The following is a 22254-nucleotide window of genomic DNA, read 5'->3' as shown; positions in this document are numbered from 1 at the left end:
GGCCTGTTCCTTGATTCTCCTTTGCACGGTGGACTAGCGTCCGCCGCTGCGAAACCGCTGCGTGTATGCCTTCGCGTCCTGAACATTCTTCACCCGGTTACGACTCCACTCCAGCAAAATGCGGTCAATATAGCGGAAATGCACTTTGCCGGCAAATACGGCTTCCTTCAGGGCCATCAAAATCAGTTCTTCCTGATACCGGTCCTGATCGAGCCAACTGGAGATCGTTTCGCATTCCATGGGTGAAAGCGGACGACCAAATTCTTTTTCGAAGATGGAAAACATATTACGTTCTTCTTCTATTTGAACACTGTTCGAATTCGGACGTGCAGTCATGCTCAGTTGCTGCTGCCTTGCTACTGCGGCATCTTCAGCCACACACGTCGCAAGTTTGGCATACAATCCATGCAGGTCGTAACGCTCATACTGAATATCCCGCTCTTCGTCCCGATGCTCATCAATGGAAATATACCCATCCCGCATTAAGCGCTGGAGCATTTTGGCGATGCCTTCAGGGCCTATCCCCATACGACCGGCTAGCTCTTCCAGGGTAGGAAACTCATTGAATTCAGCCTGACGGTAGCCAAGCAGTTGAATCAGCAGAAGAACTTCGGAATCTGTCAATCCGAGTTGGTGATAAAAACGCAACAAAGCATACGGGAGCTGTGCTGTCCCAGATGTTAACCCGTAAGCTACGCCACTGAGCCACGCTTTGGAGCCGGTTTCTTCCATAGACTCGCGATTAATCATTAAGGGTACAGACGGTAGAGCATACGAGGGAATGCAATTGTCTCACGTACATGATCCAATCCGCAGATCCATGCTACTGTCCGCTCCAATCCCAGACCGAATCCGGAGTGAGGTACCGATCCGTATTTGCGAAGGTCCAAGTACCATTGATACGCCTCGTCGGACAACTTGTGCTCTTCAAAGCGCTGCTGCATCAACTCCGGATCATCGATACGTTGGGATCCACCAATGATTTCTCCATAACCCTCTGGTGCGATCATGTCAGCACAGAGTACCACTTCCGGACGATTCGGATCCGGTTTCATGTAAAATGCCTTGATCCCAGCCGGGTAATGTGTAATAAATACAGGTGTATTATACTTCTCCGCAATGGCCGTCTCGTGAGGAGCACCGAAATCTTCTCCCCAAGGAATATCGAAGCCTTGTCCATTCAGGAACTCAATTGCCTCATCATACGTAATACGCGGGAATGGAGCTACGATACCTTCGAGTTTGGATACGTCACGCCCGATGGATTCCAGTTCTGCCCGGCAGTTTTTCACGACAGACTGAACGACGTGTGCAATGAACTTCTCTTGTACTCGCAAACTTTCTTCGTGATCCACAAATGCCATTTCCGGCTCAATCATCCAGAACTCGATCAGATGGCGGCGTGTTTTGGATTTCTCGGCACGGAACGTTGGTCCGAAGGAATATACTTTACCCAGCGCCATGGCTGCCGCTTCCATGTACAATTGTCCACTTTGAGTAAGATAAGCATCTTCATCAAAGTATTTGATGTGGAACAGGTTCGTCGTGCCCTCAGCGGACGAAGGTGTCAGGATCGGTGGGTCAACCTGTGTGAATCCGTTACCATCAAAAAACTGCTGAACTGCACGGATGATCTCTGCACGAATCACCATAACCGCACGTTGTTTCGTGGAACGGAGCCATAAATGACGATGATCCATCAAGAAATCAACACCATGCTCTTTCGGTGTAATCGGATAGTTTTCAGTCAAATGAATGATCTCGACGCCCGTAACCGTCATTTCATATCCGGATGCGCTGCGCGGTTCTTCACGAATAATTCCCGTTACATACAGGGAACTTTCTTGCGTCAGGCTTTTGGCATCATTCCATACCTCTTCGCTAACTTCACTTTTTACGACTACCCCTTGAATATATCCGGTTCCATCACGCAGCTGCAAAAATTGAATTTTGCCGCTGGAACGTTTGTTATTAATCCAGGCACCGATCTTCACGGTTTCGCCCACATGCTCATTCACATTACGAATTACACAATCCGTACTCATGCCCATATCTCCCCTTGGTTCCTAAATTTGAAAATGCAGCGGGCAGGCCTCAGCCTGTCCCCTGCACTTCCTTGACATGCTATATTCACTTTACAATTAGATTACTTAGAATTCAATACGATTCGGTGTGTATCGCGTGCAATCACCAATTCTTCATTGGTAGGTACAACGAGAACCTCCACCTTGGAGTTTGCTGTTGTGATCCGGCGCGGTTCACCGGAGCGGATGGCATTGAGTGCTTCATCTACTTCAACACCCAGGTAAGTAAGCTGTTCGCATACTTTTTGACGAAGCACTACGGAGTTCTCGCCAACACCTGCAGTAAATACGATCACATCCACACCATTCATAGCAGCCGCATACGAACCGATGTATTTACGCAAACGATATTCGTACATTTCGAATGCAAGGGTGGAGTTCGCATCACCGTTCTCCATTCCTTCTGTAATCTCACGCATGTCACTGCTGATGCCGGAGATGGCCAGCAGTCCGCTGTGTTTGTTCAACATGGAGTTCACTTCGCTCACGCTCAGTTCTTCCTTGTTCATCACATAAGGTACGATAGCCGGATCAAGGTCACCACTGCGTGTTCCCATCATCAGACCTTCAAGCGGAGTCATACCCATGGAAGTATCCACAGACACGCCGCCTTTAACTGCCGTTACACTGCCTCCGTTACCCACGTGGCAAGTGATGATTTTAAGATCTTCTACCGGACGTCCCAGATACTCTGCCGCAGTCTTGCTCACGTAATCATGGGAGGTACCATGGGCACCGTAACGACGCACTTTGTATTTTTTGTATAGTACACGAGGGATCGCATACAGATATGCTTTTTCAGGCATCGTTTGATGGAATGCTGTATCAAATACCATGACCTGAGGTACACCTGGCATATTAAGTTCAGCCGCACGAATACCCATCATTGCTGCTGGGTTGTGAAGTGGTGCCAAATCGAACAAGCGGCGAATTTCAGCCTTCGCTGCATCGTCAACCAGTGCGGATTCCTTGAAGGCTTCCCCGCCGTGAACGACACGGTGTCCAACAGCCTGAATCTCATCGACTGAACCGAGCACGCCGTTTTCTTTATCTGTCAAAATATCGATAACTTTACGAATTGCCGTTGTATGCTCCAAAATTTCACTGACTTCTGTAACATCCTCACGGCCAGTCGGTTTGTGCGTAAGAATGGAGGAATCCATCCCGATCCGTTCAACCAGTCCTTTAGCGAGTACGGACTCATCCGTCATGTCATACAATTGATATTTAAGCGAGGAGCTCCCCGCGTTGATTACGAGTATTTTCACAGCCGGTCACCATCCTTGTCGTACTTGAAGAATCCTTCGCCCGTCTTAACACCGAGATGTCCTGCACGTACCATTTTCTTCAATACAGTAGAAGGACGATATTTGAGCTCTCCGAATTCACGGAACATTCTTTCCAGTGCAGCTTCAACGGAATCCAATCCGAAACGGTCAGCCATTTCAAGCGGGCCATGCTGGAAGTTGTATCCGATACGCATTGCATCATCGATATCTTCAGCAGAAGCAACGCCTTCCTGAAGAACGTGAAGAGCTTCATTGATCAAAAGGCAAATCAGTCTGGAAGTAACGAAACCAGGGGATTCATAGATCATTACGCCTTTTTTATCTACAACCTCTTCCACAAATCTTCTTGTTTCATCGAAAGTGGAATCAGATGTTTTCAAACCACGAATAATCTCTACAAGGTCAACCCGGGAAACCGGGTGAATAAAGTGCATACCAATAACACGCTCTGGGTATTTGGTCGAGCTTGCAAGCTCGGTCAAACTCAGCGTGGATGTGTTACTTGCAAGAATAACGTTGCTCGGGCAAACTTGATCCAATTGGCCGAAAACCGCCTTTTTGGCTTCCAGGTCTTCCGAGATCGTTTCGATAACCATATCGCATGATCCCAGTTCTGCCAGATGAGCTACTTTGGTAATACGGGAAAGAATCAATTTTTTCTCGGCTTTGGTGATAGCCCATTTCTCCAATTGCTTATCGAGGTTTGTTTCAATCATGTCGTATGCATGGTTAAGCTTCTCGGCCGTGTGCTCCACCAGAAGCACATCAAGTCCTTTGGCTGCAAGCATTTGGGAAATGCCTTGTCCCATGGTGCCGCCGCCGACAACTCCTATTTTTTTAAAAAACATGGTTCTGCTCCATCCTTTCGGTTCTCTATTTCTCTATTGTACCCTGTTCGCCGAAAATTACAAATTTCGACCCAACATATAATAATATCTTAGCACGAGTGAAATGTAAAAAAAAATAACCGGCATAAATAAATTATGCCGGTAAAAGGGCGCTGTCACGAAATTGACAACGAAATTGCTCGCCAGACAAAACTTCTTCTCTCATCAGCGTATCCAATGAATTGTCGAAAATTGTCCGTTGTTCTTCAAGCAGATGTTTGGTCTGATCCATCAGATCCTGTAGTATCATTTTATTTTCGCGCATAAGCTCTTCCGTTGTAACCATATCCATGTTTACTATACCGAGCGAAGTTAGACCAGATGCCATCATCGTCTGTACTACATTGGTTGCCTGTTCGAAGTCATTGCGTGAACCAGTACTGCGACCACCATAGTACATTTCCTCAGCTGCTGCACCGCCAAGTGCGATCATAATCTGTTCTTCCAGGAAGCGCTTGGTGTATAGGAATTGCTCCTGCTGCGGATTGTGACGTACATAACCGAGTGCCTGTCCACGCGGGCTGAGAGCAACCTGGCTCACGCTGCCCGGACGAACGAGTTCTGCCATGATGGCATGTCCCAATTCGTGAATAGCTACCCGTTTTTTCTCTTCGACACTGGATTCACGATCCGTTTTCTCACCCATCATGACTTTATCAATCGCCAGAGACAAGTGGCGCTGTTCAATGTTGAGCAGCCCATCTCTCATCGCGTAGATTGCCGCTTCATTCATGACACTTTCCAGCTGTGCACCCGAGAAGCCGTAGGATTCCTCCGCTGTTTTCTCCAGGCTCACACCCTCCATCAGAGGTTTATTTACTGCATGGAGCTCCAAAATGTGCTTTCTACCTTTCTTGTCAGGCAGGTCAACCTGGATATGACGGTCAAAACGTCCCGGACGGGTTAAGGCACTGTCCAGCATTTCCTTACGGTTTGTTGCTGCGATAACGAGGATGCGAGGTGTTTCGGATGTATAAATTCCGTCCATTTCCGTCAACAGCTGATTGAGCGTCTGATCATACTCACGCTGCTGACCGCCTTCACGTTTACCGCCAATAACATCAATCTCATCGATGAAGATAATGGCATTCTCTTTATTTTCTTTGGCCGCACGCGTTCTAGCATCACGAAATAAATCACGAATTCTTCCTGCGCCGACACCGACATACATTTCAACAAACTCACTGCCTGAAGCTGCAACAAATACGGAATCTGTGTAATGCGCAGCCGCTTTGGCCATCAGTGTTTTCCCTGTTCCTGGAGGTCCTGTAAGCAGGATACCTTTCAATGGGCGAATACCGAACTTCTGGATTTCTTCATGTCGGATGAGAAAATCAAGCGCTTCACGCAGCTCCTGCTTGGCACTTTCCTGGCCGCCGATTTCCTCAAATGTCAGTTTGGAAGGTCCTTTTTTCTTCCGCTTGCGTTCCTGACCTGCTCCAACCGTAATACCACCACGCATCTGCATCATAAGCAGCAATCCGCCTACAACTGCTGCTGCGATCAGAATCGGGAAAATATTCACGCCAATAAAAGCAAGAAAGATAATCAACACAGGGACAAATCCAATGGCAACTTCCTTCGTCCATTTAGGCATTAGGCCACACTCCTATCTGGCCGGGTACACGCGGCAGAATAATAAACTTGCTGGCATCTCCGTCTCTAAGACTTACATATACGTTATTGTCATCCATGGCTGTATTCACTTGAATCCCATTGGTCGCCATCTTGGATAATGTAGGTGTAATTTCGGTGTATTGCTTGTTCTCCATGGCTTGAGCAACGGTAAACATGGCATCGCCCCACCAGTTCTCCAGGGCTTCGTTCGAATGATCGACCACGTCAAGTTTCAATGCGCGGGAGCCGATCAGGGTTTGTCCTTCTTTCTGAATATATTGAACCAATCTGCCCAAATCTACATTTGGTTGCAAATCAAGTTTCAATTGTACATCATTACGGTTAATAGTTAACTGAACATCATTAACCCCTTCATACTGGGTCACCATTTTTTCAATCGGATTCTGCATGGCCACCTGACGATACACAAACCAACCTCCAAACAACACAACGGCTGAAATGACGGCAGTTAAAGCAATAGGCAATACTTTTAGCTTCAAGTGAGTTTCCCCTCCCAAATTTTGGCTCATCCCTATAGCTTATAGGCATAATATGAATTGTGTACGAATGACCTGTGATGTGCCCAACAGGTTTTATTCCTGTTTAATGTATTCTTGAATACATATTTGAGTATATCACATCGTATATACAATTTCGAAGGCGAAAATATGAATAAATTATTAATTTTAACTATTCAAATCCAGAATAATTTTTGAGATACGCCAAAAAACCGGATCAGACGGGGTTCCGTCTGCCGGTTCTTTGAAGAATTTACCTAAAAAGTCCTCTTAATATATGTTTAGCTGTTTGGAATAGTATAGACCAAATCAACCTGTTCTCCATTACTGAAGCGATAGAATCGATAATAGTTATGTGTGTCGTCATTGTAATAAACTTGCCAGACATAGATGCCATTGACGACACCAGGCATAATTCGTTTGATCTCTCCGCCAGGTACTTCTGTGCTGAATCGATTGCGAACTTGTGCTTCCGACAACCCGTTCTGCAACAATTCACTGTGCACAGCATTACTACCTGTGACCGGTTTATTGCTTGCATCAAACTTGACCCAAACTGCGATGTCTTGATTATCTTTATTTTTGGCCATCATCGTCCAGTAAATGTTGTCTTCGCCTTCTTTTTGACCCCAGACGTATTTTCGGAGATCGTCATAAGAAGTTATCCCGAGCTGCTCCTGTGCGGCTTGAATAGCTAGTGCTTCTTCATTGCGCTGGTCTTGGGTAATATAGATATAAAAGCGCTGAAGTCCAAACAGAATCAAAATCAGGATGAGCAGCGAAATCCATATCCATTTCTTTTTTCTTTTCAAAAGCGGTACTTCCTTTCCCCTATGACGCTGCTGCTATTCTGAAATTAACGGGCGAGCAGTCCGTCAAATGCAAGTTGAGACTCGCGCAGAATGCGCTCTTCATCCATAGTAAGACATTCGCCATGTTTCACCAGCTGCTTGCCGTCGACCCACACATGCTCCACATCTTTGGCTGAAGCGGAGTAAATGGTATGAGAGATCAGATCCGTGTGCGGATAGAAGTGTGCTTGTTCAATATTTAGCGCAATGAAATCAGCCTTCATGCCTACTTGGAGTACTCCCGTATTGTTCAGGAAGATGGATTTGGCACCATACCCCGTTCCGAGCAGCAGCGCTTCCCCCGCTGGTACCGCTGTTGGGTCACCGGATACGCCCTTATGAATCAAAGCAGCCAGTCTCATCTCTTCAAACATATCCAGGTTGTTGTTGCTTGCAGGTCCGTCTGTTCCCAGAGATACGGTTACTCCAGCTTTCAGCAGATCCGGAACTCGCGCAACACCCGAAGCAAGCTTCAGGTTGCTTCCCGGATTGTGAGAGACCGCTACATCATGGCGTGCCAGAATTTCAATCTCCTCATCATTCAAATGCACAGCGTGAGCTACGAGAGAAGGACGAGAGAAGAAACCGAGCTTTTCCAAATGTGCTACTGGACGCAGACCATAATCCGTTACATTCTGTTCGACTTCGCGAAGGGTTTCCGACATATGGGTGTGCAGCGGCAGATCCAGATCATGTGCAACCTGTACCAGCTTCTCTATGTAATCCGGAGGGCAAGTATACGGCGCATGCGGTGAGATGATCGTCGTAATTCGACCACCAGCTTGTCCGTTCCACTCGCGTGCAAACGCAGCCGATTCCTGCAGTTTGCGCAATTGCTCTTCTTCAGAACAGAGACCAATAACACCACGTGCCAATGCGGCCCGGATACCGGATTGTTCAACCACCTTCGCCACCTGGTCCATATGGTCATACATATCCAGAAATGCAGTCGTTCCGCCTTTCAGCATTTCTAATACAGAAAGGGAGGTACCCCAATACACGTCCTCAGACGTCATTTTCGCCTCCATAGGCCACATTTTCTCCTGAAGCCATACTTGCAGGGCCAGATCGTCCCCATGACCTCTCAGAAGCGACATGGCTGCGTGACCATGCGTATTGATCAGACCCGGCAAAAAGACCAGTCCTTTGCCATCAACCTTCGGCAGGTTCTCATCTCCATCTTGCAGTGTCTCACCAATATGCACAATCTTGTCGTCTTCAACGACCATATATCCTTGAACCACAGTCCATTCCGTACCCTGATTCACAGCAAATTTGCCGTTATGAATTACCCATCTATTTGTCGTCATCTTCCTCGTCGTCCTTTCCGTTCTCCAGATAATAAGCCAGGCTAAGCAGATCCGTTGTAAAATCAGCATGATGAATACGGACGTGCGGTGGTGTTTTCAAGATGGTTGGTGCAAAGTTCAGAATCGCTTCAATGCCGGATTCCACGAGCTGATCGGCTACGTTCTGAGCTTCGGTATCCGGAACGGTAATGATGCCAATACGAATATTATCTTTTTTGACCGAATCCGTTAGTTCATTCATGGGCTGTACCTTCAAGCTGTTAATCTGACTGCCGATCTTAGGGCCGTATGCATCGAAAACAGCAACAATTTTCATGTTGTCTTTCAGATAGGCATTGTAATTGGATAATGCATGTCCCAAGTTACCCGCCCCGACCAGAGCAACATTGATTTGCTGATCAATTTTCAAGATATGACGGATTTTTTCGATTAGATACGATACGTCATATCCAATGCCTTTGCGACCGAAGTCCCCAAAGTATGCAAGGTCTTTGCGAATCTGGGCAGGATTAAGATCCAGGCGTAGTCCCAGTTCCTGTGATGACACCGTGCCTACCTCACGTTGATGCAGTTCACTCAAATAACGTAAGTAAACAGGCAATCTGCGTACCACAGCTTCCGAAATTTTATCTGATTTCATTACATTGCTCCCCCTTACCAAGGCCACGATAGATAAATAAAAATGTAGCATCCCGCATAACCGTTTTCGTCTCCGAATGAAATCATGCAAGATGCCTTATGAAATATAAAATTAAAAGTGCTCCAAGGATGATCCACACTCTAATAAAGTTTACAGCGAGAAGCCCTTATTGCGCAACGACGTCATACCTAATTTACAGTAGATTGGTCCTGTGCTGGTGTTTCCAGCCACTCGCTAATCCGGGGAACCATCTGTTCCGTCAGCATATGCTCCATTTTGGGACCCGGTAATGAATATAAGAAATACTTTCCGTAATAAGACTCAATCACCCGTGTGTCGTAAACGATGACAATGCCTCGATCCTTTGCCGTACGGACAAGTCTTCCGAATCCCTGCTTGAAACGAATTACGGCCTGTGGAACAGACAGCTTCATAAACGGATTCTTTTTCTGTTCCTGCAGCAGTTCACTCTTCGCTTCGACAAGAGGATGGTTCGGTGGCTGGAAGGGCAATCTGACAATGGCCAGACAGGTTAGCGCCTCTCCAGGGATATCGACCCCTTCCCAGAAACTGCTGGTGCCGAGCAGTACCGTTGCTTTCGCATCCTGAAACCTGCGGGTTAACTTGGAACGACTGCCACTGTCCACACCTTGACCGAGCAGCGAAATATCGTTACCCGACAGTGCCTCTTTTAATGGGTCATACACCTGCCGCAGCATTCTGTATGAAGTAAAGAGCACCATCATGCGTCCTCGTGTCGCAATAGCCGTTTCAGCCAGAGATCTTACGAGCATGTCGACAAAGTGAGCATCACCAACACTGCCCTTTACGCTTGGGAAATCACGAGGTATCACCAGCAGTGCCTGATCCCTGTATCGGAATGGTGACGGCAGCATGGACGTCAGCAAACGGTTATTGTCAGCCGCTTCCTGCAAGCCAAGCTGTTCGATCATGAACTGAAATGACTTATCGACAGAGAGCGTAGCCGAAGTAAGGACAACGCTTTTCTTTTTATCGAAGAACATGTCCTTCAGCTGTGCACTAACATCAACAGGAACCGCATAGAGCTGCAGTGATTTGCTGCGGAATTGGCCGCTCGCCTCCATCCAGTATACCGTTTTGGCATCATCCATTCGCATGAAGAATCGAAGGTTCTCTTTGAGCGTTGCCAAATCCTTAAGCAGACCTGTAATGTCCGTGATCAAGCTATCCGATTGATAATCGTCCTGGTCTTCTTTGACTTCAAGAAGCAGCTTGTCTCCCTTACGGATCAAGTCCCCCAGTGTGACATAAATCTGGTTTTCGTAATCCTGCAGCTCCTGCCACTTCGCCGGTTTCATTGAAGGCTTCAGTCTGAGGGAAAATTGCCCCGTTTCACCCGGAGAAGCATCACTCCGCTCAGGCAGCAAGCTAAACAAGGCATCGCTCAAACGATCCCACATCTCTTTGACTTCAACAGCAAGCGGGAACATCTGGTCAATGACTGAGCCCCACTGCACCGAATTCTCATGACCCGCCAGTTGTGTACGCAGCATGGGAAGCTGACCGTTCCGACTATCCTTAAACAATCGGGTCAGGGTATGAACCAACGTGAAATATTTCATGTGTAGACCCAAGTGCTTACCCGCCACATCCTCGAGATGATGAGCCTCGTCAATGACAAGACTATCGTAAGCAGGGAGCAGCTGATGAGCTGCTTTTACATCCGTAAACAGTTTGGAATGATTCGTAATGACGATATCAGACAATCCTGCTTCATGCTTCGCCCGGTGGTAGAAGCACTTCCTGAACCACGGACAGGAACGTCCCAGACAGGATTCCGATTCACTCTGTACCGTTTCCCAGAAGTCCCCACCGCGTGCACTGAGGTTAAGCTCCTCATCATCTCCAGTCTCTGTCTGGGTGAGCCACACAATCATTTGAGCGGCTGTAAAATAATCTTCTTTCGGTGTAGCAAACTCACGTTTGTTGATCTTGTGCTCAAACTTCCTCAGACACAGGTAGTGTCCCCGACCTTTGAACACGGCAGCCTTAAACGGAAAAGGAACCACTTTGGTCAGCAGCGGGATATCACGCTCCCGAAGCTGTTCCTGCAGGTTGATTGTATGCGTGCTAACCATTACTTTTCGTTCCTGCTTCACACTTTCATATATCGCCGGCAGCAAGTACCCCAGGGATTTCCCTGTACCCGTACCTGCTTCAATTAACAAATGCTTTTCTTCGTCCAGCGCTTGCCTTACACTGCTGAACATCTGTGTCTGTGCCTCGCGTTCTTCATAGTGATCCAGTGTATCCTGCAGATTGGCCCGGACCTGATCCATATACTGCTCAAAACTTACACCTTCAAGCGGATTACCTTCACGTTCATCGCGTGGAGCACCGATCTCGGTCCAGTCACTCACATTCAAGGCCAATTGGCGGTAATACGTATGTCCATCTAGATCCTGTATGGGCTCTGCTTCCTTCTCACTGCGCATGCCGTCGAAGAACCAGCCCAGATCGCTGTCCTCAGGTGCAAACAGGTCGCTGAGACGCTGTATCGTAATCAATGGCAATTGACGCAATTCGTCCAAACACTTCAGGAGCACATAGGCTGTTGCCAGGGCGTCACTGTCTGCCTGATGAGGACGGTCATGCTGGAATCCGAATTCTGAAGATACATACCCCAGTTGATAAGAACCAAGTGAAGGAAATGAAATTTTAAGAAAATCAATGGTATCCAGAATGCGTCCGGTGAATGGCAAGTAGCCGCATCGATCGAGTGCATTCTGAAGGAAATGAAAATCAAAAGCCACGTTGTGTCCCACAAGGACAACATCGTCTAGCAGCGGAACCATCTCCATCATCATCTCTTCGAGTGAGGGAGCGTTCGCCACATCTTCGTCCGTAATCCCGGTTAATCCCGTAATAAACGGAGGAATAGACACACCAGGGTTTACATAAGAACTATATATTTGAGTTATGCTGTAGTCATGATCTATAATGGCAAGTCCGGCTTGTATAATCTCACCGTCGGACTGCGTGCCGGTTGTTTCGAAATCCAATACGGCAAATTTCATTGCAATGTACAAGTCCCTTCCATTCCAGTCTATGTTACAGCATAGCAAAAAAACGGGCATTTGAAAATTAACTGACAAAAAAGGCGGTGTTTCCTCCAAGATATATAAGGAGAAAACACCGTCTTGATGCCGCTGCACTACACTTCAATTTGAAGTAAGGTCAGCTTATTCCATATTGCAGTTGTCCGCTGTTCAGCCTGCAGGCTTCCATGTTATACAACGGTTCGGTCAACGTCGGGTCATGCTGGAGTGCCTGTGCAAACAGGGAACATGCTCCTTTGGGATTCGCCAGCTTGGCTTCGAGGCAGCCCAGAGCATTGCAGGCTAGCCCCTTTAGCCTCGGAGAACCATTCAGGTGCACGATTAGCCGCAGGTGACTTCCCGCTTCCGTGGTTTGATTGAGGTTCATATGCGCAAGTCCCAGATAGTACCGCGTCAGTGCACTGTCCGGATATTCGGCAATAATTTGTGAAAATTGCACAATCGCCTGCGGATACATTTGTAACTTGAAATATCCTTGACCGCGGCTAAAGGATTCCAAATGGACTTCAGGCAGAGCCGTGACTGCTTCCTGTTCCGGTTGGAGCGTCACCGGTTGTTCCAAATCCCTGACCTGACTCATCTTCTCCTCAAACATCAGCCACTCATCAATCATCCCGTCACTCATCCGCTTCAGCAAGTTCCACTTTTGCAGCAGTTCCTGTTTGTTCAGACCCTCAGCGGAAGGGTAGCGCTTGATAATTTCATCTAACATGTCGTTCATTTCGGCGAAAACATGCTGGAACATCGATGCATCCCCACCCTTGAAAAAATGGATTAGTGCGTGACCTGTACTCATTTTTTGCAAGGTGGACCGATTTCATTCCCCTTACCAGTGGATTACATAATTGTCGCGTGAACTTCCTGCTTCATCGTCTGCACTGGTTTGTTTTGACCATCCACAAAAACCACTGTTGGCTTGTGCGAATTAGCTTCTTCCTGAGACATCATTGCATAAGAAATGATAATAACCGTGTCTCCTGGCTGCACAAGACGTGCAGCTGCACCATTCAGACAGATTACTCCGCTGCCTCGTGGTCCGGGGATTACATAGGTCTCGAGCCGTGCACCATTGTTGTTGTTTACAATTTGTACTTTTTCATTTTCCATCAGATCAGACGTTTCCATCAGATCTTCATCAATGGTAATGCTCCCCACATAATTCAGGTTGGCTTCCGTAACGGTGGCACGGTGAATTTTGGATTTCATCAATGTTCTAAACATGGGACAGTACCTCCGCTCTTTGCAATCTTGTATTATCTATCAGTCTCGTTTTGCCAAATTTCACAGCCAGCGCAATCAGGATATCATCTCGTCCATGCACTTTTTCCTGATCAGCAAGCGGCTCCAGACTCGGAAAAGCCTGAATCTCGGCATAATCAATAACAGCACGGGACGAACGCCCGATGTTCTCACGCAGAATACGCCGTATATCCGCAGCAGTCGTGTCAGCACTTGTATCTACTGCTTCTTGAGCCACACGCAGGGCCTTGGACAAGACCAGAGCTTCCAGGCGATCTTCAGCACTCAAATAGACATTACGTGAACTAAGTGCCAAGCCATCCTGCTCCCGTACAATCGGACATGGAACAATCTCAACAGGCATATTCAAATCATTGACCATTTGTTGGATGACTGCTACCTGCTGTGCGTCTTTCATTCCGAAAAATGCTCGCTGTGGCTGCACGATGTTGAACAGCTTCGATACTACTGTTGTCACGCCATCAAAATGTCCTGGACGCGAAGCACCGCACAGCCGGTTAGTCAAACGTGACACGGATACCGTCGTTTGTGTTGGCTGTGGATACATCTCCTCAACGGAGGGAATAAATACGATATCCACTCCCTGCGCACGTGCCGTTTCCACATCCCTGGCTTCATCCCGAGGGTAGCTGTCAAAGTCTTCATTTGGTCCAAACTGAATCGGATTCACAAAAATACTCAATACGACGATATCACTCTGTTGTTTGGCAGTTTGCATCAGGCTTGCATGACCTTCATGAAGGTATCCCATCGTAGGCACCAAGCCTACAATGGACTCTTTGGATTGAATGGTTTGACGCTTCAAACCAAGCTCCTGTCTTAGTTCAGCGATGGTCCGAATCACTTTCATGAGTTGCTCTCCACCTTTTCTTTGCGATGTCCATACAGCTGATCCACAACGCCGTCTGCGGCGGTAAACACATGCTCCTCCGCAGGGAAGGAACGATCTTTGACTTCCTTAACATAAGCTCCAATGCTGTTCCGGATCAGAGTGCCCACATCTCCATATGTTTTGACAAAGCGTTTCGGCATGTAAGGAGATGCATACTGAACCACATCGTGGAATACTAAAACCTGGCCGTCACATCCTCGTCCAGCTCCAATACCAATTGTAGGAATCGAGAGCTCCTCCGAAATAGCTCTTGCCACTTCTTCGGTAACAAGTTCAAGCACAATGCCAAAGGCTCCCGCTGCTTCGAGTGCCTTCGCTTCATCCATTAATCTTCTGGCATCCGCTGAATCCTTACCCTGAATCCGGTACCCCCCGATCTGATTCACCGATTGCGGGGTCAGTCCGATGTGTCCCAGAACAGGTACGCCCGCTTGCACCACAGCTTTGACGGTTTCCGCGATTTCCACGCCGCCTTCCATTTTGACTGCATGCGCATGACCTTCCTGCATCAGACGACGAACACCCTTCAGCGTTTCATCGACACTGCCGTGATAGGTCATGAAAGGCATATCCGCTACGATGAATGTACTGCCTGCTCCTCGTACAACGGAGCGAGTATGATATACCATATCGTCTATGGTTACAGGCAGAGTGGAATCATATCCCAGCACGACGTTGCCGAGTGAATCCCCGACCAAGATCATGTCAATGCCTGCTTCCTCCGCCAGCAGAGCCGTTGGATAATCGTAAGCCGTAATCATGCTCAGCGGCACACCATCCTGTTTATATTTTTTCATTTTCACAATATTCAACGCTTGTTTGTTAGCCATTTTCGTCATGGCTCCTTTCTCCTTTTCAATTCAAAACGCAACAAAAAAACCTTTTAGTTTTCCACTAAAAAGGTCCCGAAAAGTCAAAAAAGAGTCACTTGCGATCGTCCCTTCTGTCTCGGTCCTCTTCGGCTCAGAGCAGAATCCAACAACTCACTTAACACATCTTCCATTTTGCTATGCATCTGTTCATCATCAAGCCAATAAGGCATACTGTTGCCGGAGTGCAATTCGGTCTGCAATAGCCGATATCGCCTCACGAACACAGTATACCAAAGATCAGCTCAAACTTCACGTATTATGTTCATTATTTTAGTGGAAATTCGACAATTTCCTCAATCCATCAAAGATATTTCTCCCGATACCACGATTACGCGTTCGCCGCTGCTTTTCTCTACAATCAATGCCCCTGAAGGATCCAGCCCAATGGCTGTTCCCTCAATATCTCCCTGAGGATTCGAAACCTTAACTTCCCGATGAATCGAAACGGAGAGGGCTTCCCACAATGATGCGATTACACCAAAACCTTCCCTTTGATACAAATCGTAAAGATGTTCCATTTCATTCAAAATCGCAGCGGTCAACTTCGTCCGATCCACCTGCTGCCCAGTCTCGACTTTGATCGAAGTCGCAATGGAAGTCAGATCTTCCGGGTAATCCGACAGTTCAAAGTTAACATCCACCCCGATGCCTGCAATGCAGTATCGCAGTTCATGATCTTCAACCGCAGACTCAAGCAAGATGCCACACATTTTGCGACCGTTAATCAAAAGGTCATTCGGCCATTTGATGCCTGCATCTGCCCCTGTGTGGGCACGGACGGCCCGGCAGACGGCTACACCGGTCAGTAATGTCAGCTGCGGCGTATTCCGTAGCGGCTGCTCCGGACGCAGCAATATGCTCATCCATATGCCCTTGCCAGGCGGTGAATACCATTTGCGACCGAATCTCCCCCGTCCGCCCGTTTGTTCCTCGGCAAGGACTACGGCACCTTCTGCCTGTCCCTGTTCAGCCATTTGCTGAACATCGCCTTGCGTAGACAAGGTTGAATCTAAGATAAGTGTCTTACGCCCAAAGACAGACGTTTGCAGAGCCAGTTGAAGGCCTGCGGCATCAATGCTGTCAGGTTTCGTAAGGAGGCGGTATCCTTTACGGGAGACAGCCTCAAATTCGTACCCAAGATCGCGTAGTTTGTTCACATGTTTCCAGACTGCCGTTCTGCTAATGGATAGGTTCCGGCTGATTTCTTCGCCTGACACAAATTGCCCATCCGCATTCAGCAACATATGTAACAGTTCTTCATGCTTGGTCATCTGCAGCCACCCGCTTCACTTCAGCGGTCAGCGCTTCATGCTGATTCGCTATATTTCCGATCGCTGTTTCACGTAACAAGTACTTCATCAACTGCCCCAGCCAAGGCCCACCCTTGCGCTGGAGCTGTCCAAGAACATTCTCCCCGGTAATCTGGAGATCCTTCAGCTCATGCACCGGCATGGATCGACTCCACTCGGCTGCGTTAGCAAGAATCTGTTGGTATGACTTCTCTGCTGACGCTGAATGGAGGATACCGGAAGGAAGAAGAGGTTGGATCTTGAGCCAGTCCGCAGCGGCCCGACGTCCGCATGTCAATACGGCTACAATCCACTCAGACCGTAATGCTACTTGGTCCTTATCTTCCTGCACCACCGTCTTTATTAACTCCTCAACCTGAAGAACCCCTGTAATCCGCGAACGATCATCGTTGGAAAATGTCCACTTTCGCAGTAACGCATCGGCTTCATCCTTCGTGTACTGACCTGCGATTAGCAGCAGCGACCAGCGCAGCAAGACATCATCTTCTATCAAATCACCAATTTGGGGCAGGAGATTTTGGTTGAAGCGGCTACCTTGAACGGGAGCCTTGACATATTCCAGTGTATTGCTGCGCAGCAGCAATTCCAAACCTCTCAGCGGATGAGGACCAGCCATCATTTTCACCATCTCGGTACGGACTCGTTCCATGGCGATATGTTGTAGCAAGTCTCTCTGCCTCACGAGACCTTTCCACGTGTTATAGGCAATATTGAAGTCAAAAACCGAAGCAAACCGAACACACCGAAGCATGCGAAGTGCATCTTCACCGAATCGCTCACTCGCTGCACCCACACATCTAACCCGTTCTTCACGAATATCCACCTGCCCGCCAAACGGATCAACGATTGTGCCGTTTCTGTCCATGGCAAGAGCATTCATCGTAAAATCACGACGCTGCAGGTCTTCTTTGATATCCTTGACAAACTGAACCTCAGACGGTCTTCGATTGTCTTTGTATTCCGATTCCGTGCGAAATGTTGTGACTTCGAAATAATAACCGCCTGAACGTACGGTAACCGTCCCGTGCTGAAGTCCTGTCGGAATACAATCCGCAAACAGTTCCATCACTTGTTCGGGAGATGCCGAGGTTGTAATATCCATATCATCTACATTGCGTCCCAGCAGCTCATCCCGAACACAGCCACCAACCCAAAAGGCATCATAGCCCTCCTCGTTCAACTTGAGAAGCACCTGTTCACTCTGCTCAGCCATTTCGAGATCTACCTTTGTCCATTGCACCAAACCAATCACCTCATTACTTGCCTGTTGCTTAATCATTCTGTATCGCTGCTTCTATCGTATATATGGCAGCTCAGCCGCAAACGGGTTTTAGATCGGGAACTTCTCTTCCCAGCACCCGATAGTATATTTGTTCATATTCATGACGGATGGCATCATTGCAAAAATCATGATGTGCCCTATGAAGACAGGCTTCCCTGAAATCAGCTGCCAGTCGATCGTCAGTCAACAACCGAATGGCGTTTTCAGCCATGGACTGTGTATCGCCGATCGGCGATAAATACCCGGTTTTCCCGTGTAATACGAGTTCAGGAATTCCTCCTGCCTGTGATCCGACGGTCGGCACACCGCATGCCATCGCTTCCAGGGCCACAAGCCCGAAGCTCTCTTTCTCGGAAGGAAGCATAAGGATGTCTGCCATGGAAATGACTTGTGCGATGTCATCCTGCTTGCCCAGAAAATGAACTTTGTCATTCAAGCCCATATCATTGATTTTCCATTGGATCTTAGGCAAATCCGGTCCTTCTCCAACAAACAGCAATTTGGCTGGAACCTGCTCCTGAACCTGACGGAAAACTTCTACAACGTCCTGTGTTCGCTTCACCGGGCGGAAGTTGGAGATATGCATCAATATTTTCTCATTCGGTGCTGCAAAATCTCGGCGCAGGCTGGCCGCATCCCGAGGATAATAAATTCGTTTATCGATAAAATTGTATGTCAAATCAATCGGACGCTGAATGTCCAGAAGCTCAACCGTTTCCCGAATCAAATCCTGTGAAACTGCAGTTACAGCATCACTTTCGTTGATTGCAAGCCGAATGAGATCTTTGAGGGATTCATCCTGTGCAAGTACAGTAATGTCTGTACCATGCAGAGTAGTAACAACCTTCAGATCTTCGCCCACCATTTGTTTGGCCAAAAAGGCACATACGGCGTGCGGAACTGCATAATGCACATGCAGCAGATCAAGCTGCTGGGCTTTGGCCACTTGAGCCATCTTGGTTGCCAGGGACAGATCGTATGGTGGATAGCGAAATACATAATAATCGTTAACTTCAACTTCATGGTAAAAAATATTTTTCTGAAAAGTACCCAATCGGAACGGAATACTATTCGCAATAAAATGAACCTGATGCCCCTGTTCGGCAAGCAATTTGCCGAGCTCCGTTGCGACAACGCCAGACCCTCCGAGGGACGGATAACAGGTGATACCAATCTTTAGCTTATGATCCATCCGGTGGACGCTCCTTTAATCTCCCGCGTGTGCGAGTTGATGTAATGCAACGGAATTCAACATATATATTATTATGATAAGAGCAAGCGCAGCAAGGTATTATCTGAATGCTGCACCAAACTGCCCAACGACATAAGGTGTATTACTCGCAAACCCTTCTGCAAAGGGAATCAGGCTCCGCTGACCCAGCAAGGAGTCCCGAGCTCTTACACGTTCAATATACCCCTGATTTAACGGGGTAGACACCGTTCCTGCCCCTACCTCAAATTGGGAACGATAACTGAGCAGCGATTGTTCCTTTTGCTCATAGTGTTCCGTAATATCCACAATCAAATCCACCGGACCGATATCGTTAATGAAGTAAAAATACAGTTCCTTCACTGGGGTAGCAGGCATCTCCGGCATATAATTACGCAGCTTGGCATTGAATACCGCTTCCTGCACAAGCTTGCTGCACATCACATGATCCGGATGACGGTCTTCCCAATAGGGTGCAAATACAATTTTGGGGGCATGCCGACGAATCTCAGCCGTTACAGCCTGAATGTGTTCAGGCGTTATGTATAAACCACGATCTGGCAAACCCAGATTGGTTCGACACGAAAGACCGAGGACGCGGGAGGCTTCCTCCGCTTCCTCGGCTCTGCGCTCTACAGTTCCGTTGGACGACATTTCTGCTTTTGTCAGATCACACACGCCGACTTTCATTCCTGCTGCAGTATGTTTGGCGATCGTTCCCGCCATTCCAATCTCCGCATCGTCTGCGTGTGCCCCGAAAATCAGAATATCGAGACTCATTCGGAATCACCCGAATTAACTCCGGCTTCCGGTTTGTATTTATGAACGAGCTCTCTCCACCCAAAATCGCCGCGATCCAATGCTTTAACCAGAATTTCAGCCGTTGCAATATTGGTTGCGAGCGGAATGCCCTGTACATCACACAGACGAAGCAATGCATTAATATCCGGTTCATGTGGCTGAGCCATCAGCGGATCACGCAGGAAAATAATCAGATCCATCTCATTCTGCGCAACCAAAGCACCAATCTGCTGGTCTCCCCCAAGAGGACCTGATTCAAACCGGTGAATCTTCAAGGACGTTCCTTCCATAATGCGAAGTCCGGTAGTGCCTGTCGAATACAATTGGTGGTCTGTAAACACGGGTTCATATGCTGTCACAAAGTTAACCATCTCTTCTTTTTTGCGATCATGGGCAATAAATGCAATTTTCAACATGACAATCTCCTTTAGTCGATAAAGTGATCAAATCCATAGATGAGTCCTGTATATTCCATAACCTTCTGTACACCGATTTTAACACCAGGCATGTAACCTGCACGTTCGTAAGAATCATGACGAATTTTGAGCGTTTGACCAAAATCACCGAATACCACTTCCTGCTGCGCAAACACACCTGGTAAACGAACACTGTGAATCCGGAATCCGTTGTAATACCCTCCGCGAGAGCCATCAATGGTTTCCTCTTCATTCGGGTTACCCTGGCGGAGTTCCTCACGGTTGGCTGCAATCAGTTCAGCCGTTTTAATCGCTGTGCCTGAAGGCGCATCCAGTTTTTGATCCCCATGGTACTCAATGATTTCAACGTTTGGCATATGTTTGGCCGCTTGTGCCGCAAATCTCATCATCAAAATGGCACCAATGGAAAAGTTCGGGGCAATCAAACCTCCGATTCCTTTGTCCTGACACTGCTTGTCCAGTTGTTCAATCTGCTCCGTCGTGAAGCCGGTAACGCCCATGACGGGTCTGACTCCATAACGGATCGCAAGTTCTGTATGAGCGAAAGCATATTGAGGTATTGTAAAATCAACCATGACCTGCGGTTTCGTCTCTGCAAAAGCCATTTCGATATCATCGGTTACAAGTACTCCGCATTCGGGAAGGCCGACCAGGGTTCCGGCATCAATACCTGCGCCGGAGCGGTTAACCGCGGCAGCAAGCTCCAGTTCCGGGTCTTGAAGAACCAGCTTCACCACTTCCCGGCCCATCCGGCCAGCCGCTCCGATTACGGCAACTCTTATTACTTCACTCATCTTGGCTGCATCTCCTCACTGTATGTTGGTTCAGTCATTTGAAAATTCATTTCGTCAGCATTCGCTTCAGATCAATGAATTTCTTATTGAATGGAATTCTTACGCTGCTTGATTTGTTGGTACATTTGATGCAACTGCCCGTTTTGCGGATCCAACGATATCGCATCACGAACCGCCTTGATTGCACGATCGAATTCATTCAGATCGCTATACGCCAGTCCAAGCATCACATGCGCTTCGACAGACAGCGGATCAAGCTTAACCGCCTCTTTCAACAGTGCAGCTGCCGAAACATAACGTTCGTGTGTGCCGTTACCTGCCTGTTCAAGCAAAGCCTTCGCCTGTGTACTTAGCTGTTTGGCTTCCAATGTCTGCAGATGCAGAACATATTCTTCTGTACCGCCAGACAGCTGAGCTGCCTTACGGGCATGTTCCAGTGCCGGACCAAGGTGCTGGCTGCGGGCATGCGTAATGGAACAGCGATAGTGGAGCTCCGCATGATCCGGGTAAGCCAGAATGGCCGATTCGAACCAACGGATTGCCTGCTCAAAATCATTTTGCAAAATACAGCGGTAAGCCTGCTGCATATAATCTTCCGGCTTCATCATCCAAGCTGTCCCTCCCCGATCGGGTGATGGTACAGCATATGTAATCTACGCCTAATCGGTGTTTTTTGGAGTCCACCGATTTGCATCGCGTGTATTAAATTTATGCATGACTTTGTCGTGTGCCTGCGCCAGATCAATCCCGAGCGAATTGGCAAAACAAATCGTGATAAACAAAATATCCCCAAGCTCCAGCTCAATGGAATTGTCTGCTTCGGAAGCCTTTTTCGGCTTTTCACCGAACTCGTGATTGACTTCCCGAGCTAGCTCTCCCACCTCTTCAGACATACGGGCCAGCATGGCCAGCGGACTGAAGTAGCCTTCTTTGAACTGGGAAATGTAGAGGTCAACCTCGCGCTGCATTTCTGCGATGCTTTTCTCCATGAGAACGGATTCTCCTTTTGAAATTGTGTCGTATTTGTTCCTAATATATCAGTTATTTAGTTTGACTTCCACCATCCTGAGGCACAAATCATTTTTAAAGAATCAATAAA

Annotated in this window: 22 protein-coding genes; all 22 read right to left on the bottom strand. The window is 47.7% G+C overall.

Features of this window, described 5'->3' with window-relative positions; genetic code table 11:
* Positions 1 to 33: 33 nt before the first annotated feature.
* The 22 genes from ABGV42_RS26310 to ABGV42_RS26205 all read right to left on the bottom strand — a co-directional run bounded on the left by ABGV42_RS26310 (position 34) and on the right by ABGV42_RS26205 (position 22144).
* Complete coding sequence (locus ABGV42_RS26310; protein ID WP_347384355.1) at positions 34 to 732, bottom strand: DnaD domain-containing protein; 699 nt, start codon at positions 730 to 732, stop codon at positions 34 to 36.
* Between the two features lie 17 nt (positions 733 to 749).
* On the bottom strand, positions 750 to 2045 hold the full coding sequence (gene asnS / locus ABGV42_RS26305; RefSeq protein WP_095292784.1) for an asparagine--tRNA ligase: 1296 nt from the start codon (positions 2043 to 2045) through the stop codon (positions 750 to 752).
* A gap of 101 nt (positions 2046 to 2146) precedes the next feature.
* Entirely contained in the window at positions 2147 to 3352 is a 1206-nt protein-coding gene (locus tag ABGV42_RS26300; RefSeq protein WP_095361895.1) for an acetate/propionate family kinase, read from the bottom strand.
* Positions 3349 to 4221, bottom strand: coding sequence for a 3-hydroxyacyl-CoA dehydrogenase family protein (locus ABGV42_RS26295; protein WP_347384354.1), 873 nt, complete (start codon positions 4219 to 4221; stop codon positions 3349 to 3351). The genes ABGV42_RS26300 and ABGV42_RS26295 overlap by 4 nt, the downstream gene beginning before the upstream one ends.
* A gap of 133 nt (positions 4222 to 4354) precedes the next feature.
* The gene (locus ABGV42_RS26290; protein ID WP_347384353.1) at positions 4355 to 5857 is read right to left on the bottom strand and encodes an AAA family ATPase; all 1503 of its coding nucleotides are present in this window, start codon (positions 5855 to 5857) and stop codon (positions 4355 to 4357) included.
* A complete protein-coding gene (locus tag ABGV42_RS26285) occupies positions 5850 to 6377 on the bottom strand; it encodes a hypothetical protein (RefSeq protein WP_347384352.1) in 528 nt (175 codons plus the stop codon). Before ABGV42_RS26285 ends, ABGV42_RS26290 begins: the two co-directional genes overlap by 8 nt.
* A 299-nt stretch (positions 6378 to 6676) precedes the next feature.
* Positions 6677 to 7207 (bottom strand): hypothetical protein, encoded by a 531-nt coding sequence (locus ABGV42_RS26280; RefSeq protein ID WP_347384351.1) that lies wholly within the window; start codon positions 7205 to 7207, stop codon positions 6677 to 6679.
* Positions 7208 to 7251: 44 nt separating this feature from the next.
* Positions 7252 to 8556: an amidohydrolase gene (locus ABGV42_RS26275; protein WP_347384350.1), complete on the bottom strand. Its 1305-nt coding sequence runs from the start codon at positions 8554 to 8556 to the stop codon at positions 7252 to 7254.
* Positions 8543 to 9196 (bottom strand): redox-sensing transcriptional repressor Rex, encoded by a 654-nt coding sequence (locus tag ABGV42_RS26270; protein ID WP_095292800.1) that lies wholly within the window; start codon positions 9194 to 9196, stop codon positions 8543 to 8545. Before ABGV42_RS26270 ends, ABGV42_RS26275 begins: the two co-directional genes overlap by 14 nt.
* 188 nt (positions 9197 to 9384) lie before the next feature.
* Entirely contained in the window at positions 9385 to 12255 is a 2871-nt protein-coding gene (gene dinG, locus ABGV42_RS26265) for an ATP-dependent DNA helicase DinG (protein WP_347384349.1), read from the bottom strand.
* A 160-nt stretch (positions 12256 to 12415) separates the two neighbouring features.
* Entirely contained in the window at positions 12416 to 13042 is a 627-nt protein-coding gene (locus tag ABGV42_RS26260; protein ID WP_347384348.1) for a tetratricopeptide repeat protein, read from the bottom strand.
* Between the two features lie 92 nt (positions 13043 to 13134).
* The gene (panD, locus tag ABGV42_RS26255; protein WP_347384347.1) at positions 13135 to 13518 is read right to left on the bottom strand and encodes an aspartate 1-decarboxylase; all 384 of its coding nucleotides are present in this window, start codon (positions 13516 to 13518) and stop codon (positions 13135 to 13137) included.
* Positions 13511 to 14407 (bottom strand): pantoate--beta-alanine ligase, encoded by an 897-nt coding sequence (panC, locus tag ABGV42_RS26250; protein WP_347384346.1) that lies wholly within the window; start codon positions 14405 to 14407, stop codon positions 13511 to 13513. The genes panD and panC overlap by 8 nt, the downstream gene beginning before the upstream one ends.
* Positions 14404 to 15279, bottom strand: a complete 876-nt coding sequence (gene panB, locus ABGV42_RS26245) for a 3-methyl-2-oxobutanoate hydroxymethyltransferase (protein ID WP_347384496.1) — start codon at positions 15277 to 15279, stop codon at positions 14404 to 14406. The genes panC and panB overlap by 4 nt, the downstream gene beginning before the upstream one ends.
* Before the next feature lie 335 nt (positions 15280 to 15614).
* Entirely contained in the window at positions 15615 to 16592 is a 978-nt protein-coding gene (locus tag ABGV42_RS26240) for a biotin--[acetyl-CoA-carboxylase] ligase (RefSeq protein ID WP_347384345.1), read from the bottom strand.
* Positions 16579 to 17910, bottom strand: a complete 1332-nt coding sequence (locus ABGV42_RS26235) for a CCA tRNA nucleotidyltransferase (protein WP_347384344.1) — start codon at positions 17908 to 17910, stop codon at positions 16579 to 16581. The genes ABGV42_RS26240 and ABGV42_RS26235 overlap by 14 nt, the downstream gene beginning before the upstream one ends.
* Before the next feature lie 34 nt (positions 17911 to 17944).
* On the bottom strand, positions 17945 to 19105 hold the full coding sequence (gene bshA, locus ABGV42_RS26230) for an N-acetyl-alpha-D-glucosaminyl L-malate synthase BshA (protein WP_347384343.1): 1161 nt from the start codon (positions 19103 to 19105) through the stop codon (positions 17945 to 17947).
* A gap of 99 nt (positions 19106 to 19204) precedes the next feature.
* On the bottom strand, positions 19205 to 19903 hold the full coding sequence (gene bshB1 / locus ABGV42_RS26225) for a bacillithiol biosynthesis deacetylase BshB1 (RefSeq protein ID WP_347384342.1): 699 nt from the start codon (positions 19901 to 19903) through the stop codon (positions 19205 to 19207).
* The gene (gene mgsA / locus ABGV42_RS26220; RefSeq protein WP_347384341.1) at positions 19900 to 20340 is read right to left on the bottom strand and encodes a methylglyoxal synthase; all 441 of its coding nucleotides are present in this window, start codon (positions 20338 to 20340) and stop codon (positions 19900 to 19902) included. Before mgsA ends, bshB1 begins: the two co-directional genes overlap by 4 nt.
* A gap of 11 nt (positions 20341 to 20351) precedes the next feature.
* The gene (gene dapB, locus ABGV42_RS26215; RefSeq protein WP_347384340.1) at positions 20352 to 21155 is read right to left on the bottom strand and encodes a 4-hydroxy-tetrahydrodipicolinate reductase; all 804 of its coding nucleotides are present in this window, start codon (positions 21153 to 21155) and stop codon (positions 20352 to 20354) included.
* Positions 21156 to 21238: 83 nt separating this feature from the next.
* Complete coding sequence (locus tag ABGV42_RS26210) at positions 21239 to 21763, bottom strand: tetratricopeptide repeat protein (RefSeq protein WP_347384339.1); 525 nt, start codon at positions 21761 to 21763, stop codon at positions 21239 to 21241.
* 51 nt (positions 21764 to 21814) lie between these two features.
* Complete coding sequence (locus ABGV42_RS26205; protein WP_056696770.1) at positions 21815 to 22144, bottom strand: nucleotide pyrophosphohydrolase; 330 nt, start codon at positions 22142 to 22144, stop codon at positions 21815 to 21817.
* Positions 22145 to 22254 lie beyond the last annotated feature (110 nt).

Source organism: Paenibacillus pabuli (assembly GCF_039831995.1).
In the GTDB taxonomy this organism is placed as follows: domain Bacteria; phylum Bacillota; class Bacilli; order Paenibacillales; family Paenibacillaceae; genus Paenibacillus; species Paenibacillus pabuli_C.
Note: the sequence above shows the minus strand (reverse complement) of the source record. Positions and strands in the feature narration are given on the sequence as shown.

Bases quoted from the DNA above. Each gene is read 5' to 3' on its own strand.
- dinG (WP_347384349.1), bottom strand. From the start codon at position 12,255: ATGAAATTTGCCGTATTGGATTTCGAAACAACCGGCACGCAGTCCGAC.
- ABGV42_RS26295 (WP_347384354.1), bottom strand. From the start codon at position 4,221: ATGTTTTTTAAAAAAATAGGAGTTGTCGGCGGCGGCACCATGGGACAA.
- ABGV42_RS26290 (WP_347384353.1), bottom strand. From the start codon at position 5,857: ATGCCTAAATGGACGAAGGAAGTTGCCATTGGATTTGTCCCTGTGTTG.
- dapB (WP_347384340.1), bottom strand. From the start codon at position 21,155: ATGAGTGAAGTAATAAGAGTTGCCGTAATCGGAGCGGCTGGCCGGATG.
- ABGV42_RS26260 (WP_347384348.1), bottom strand. From the start codon at position 13,042: ATGTTCCAGCATGTTTTCGCCGAAATGAACGACATGTTAGATGAAATT.
- ABGV42_RS26240 (WP_347384345.1), bottom strand. From the start codon at position 16,592: ATGACCAAGCATGAAGAACTGTTACATATGTTGCTGAATGCGGATGGG.
- mgsA (WP_347384341.1), bottom strand. From the start codon at position 20,340: ATGTTGAAAATTGCATTTATTGCCCATGATCGCAAAAAAGAAGAGATG.
- ABGV42_RS26275 (WP_347384350.1), bottom strand. From the start codon at position 8,556: ATGACGACAAATAGATGGGTAATTCATAACGGCAAATTTGCTGTGAAT.
- ABGV42_RS26235 (WP_347384344.1), bottom strand. From the start codon at position 17,910: ATGATTAAGCAACAGGCAAGTAATGAGGTGATTGGTTTGGTGCAATGG.
- ABGV42_RS26205 (WP_056696770.1), bottom strand. From the start codon at position 22,144: ATGGAGAAAAGCATCGCAGAAATGCAGCGCGAGGTTGACCTCTACATT.
- bshB1 (WP_347384342.1), bottom strand. From the start codon at position 19,903: ATGAGTCTCGATATTCTGATTTTCGGGGCACACGCAGACGATGCGGAG.
- panD (WP_347384347.1), bottom strand. From the start codon at position 13,518: ATGTTTAGAACATTGATGAAATCCAAAATTCACCGTGCCACCGTTACG.
- bshA (WP_347384343.1), bottom strand. From the start codon at position 19,105: ATGGATCATAAGCTAAAGATTGGTATCACCTGTTATCCGTCCCTCGGA.
- ABGV42_RS26270 (WP_095292800.1), bottom strand. From the start codon at position 9,196: ATGAAATCAGATAAAATTTCGGAAGCTGTGGTACGCAGATTGCCTGTT.
- ABGV42_RS26210 (WP_347384339.1), bottom strand. From the start codon at position 21,763: ATGATGAAGCCGGAAGATTATATGCAGCAGGCTTACCGCTGTATTTTG.
- panC (WP_347384346.1), bottom strand. From the start codon at position 14,407: ATGAAAGTGATTCGGACCATCGCTGAACTAAGACAGGAGCTTGGTTTG.
- asnS (WP_095292784.1), bottom strand. From the start codon at position 2,045: ATGAGTACGGATTGTGTAATTCGTAATGTGAATGAGCATGTGGGCGAA.
- ABGV42_RS26310 (WP_347384355.1), bottom strand. From the start codon at position 732: ATGGAAGAAACCGGCTCCAAAGCGTGGCTCAGTGGCGTAGCTTACGGG.
- panB (WP_347384496.1), bottom strand. From the start codon at position 15,279: ATGGCTAACAAACAAGCGTTGAATATTGTGAAAATGAAAAAATATAAA.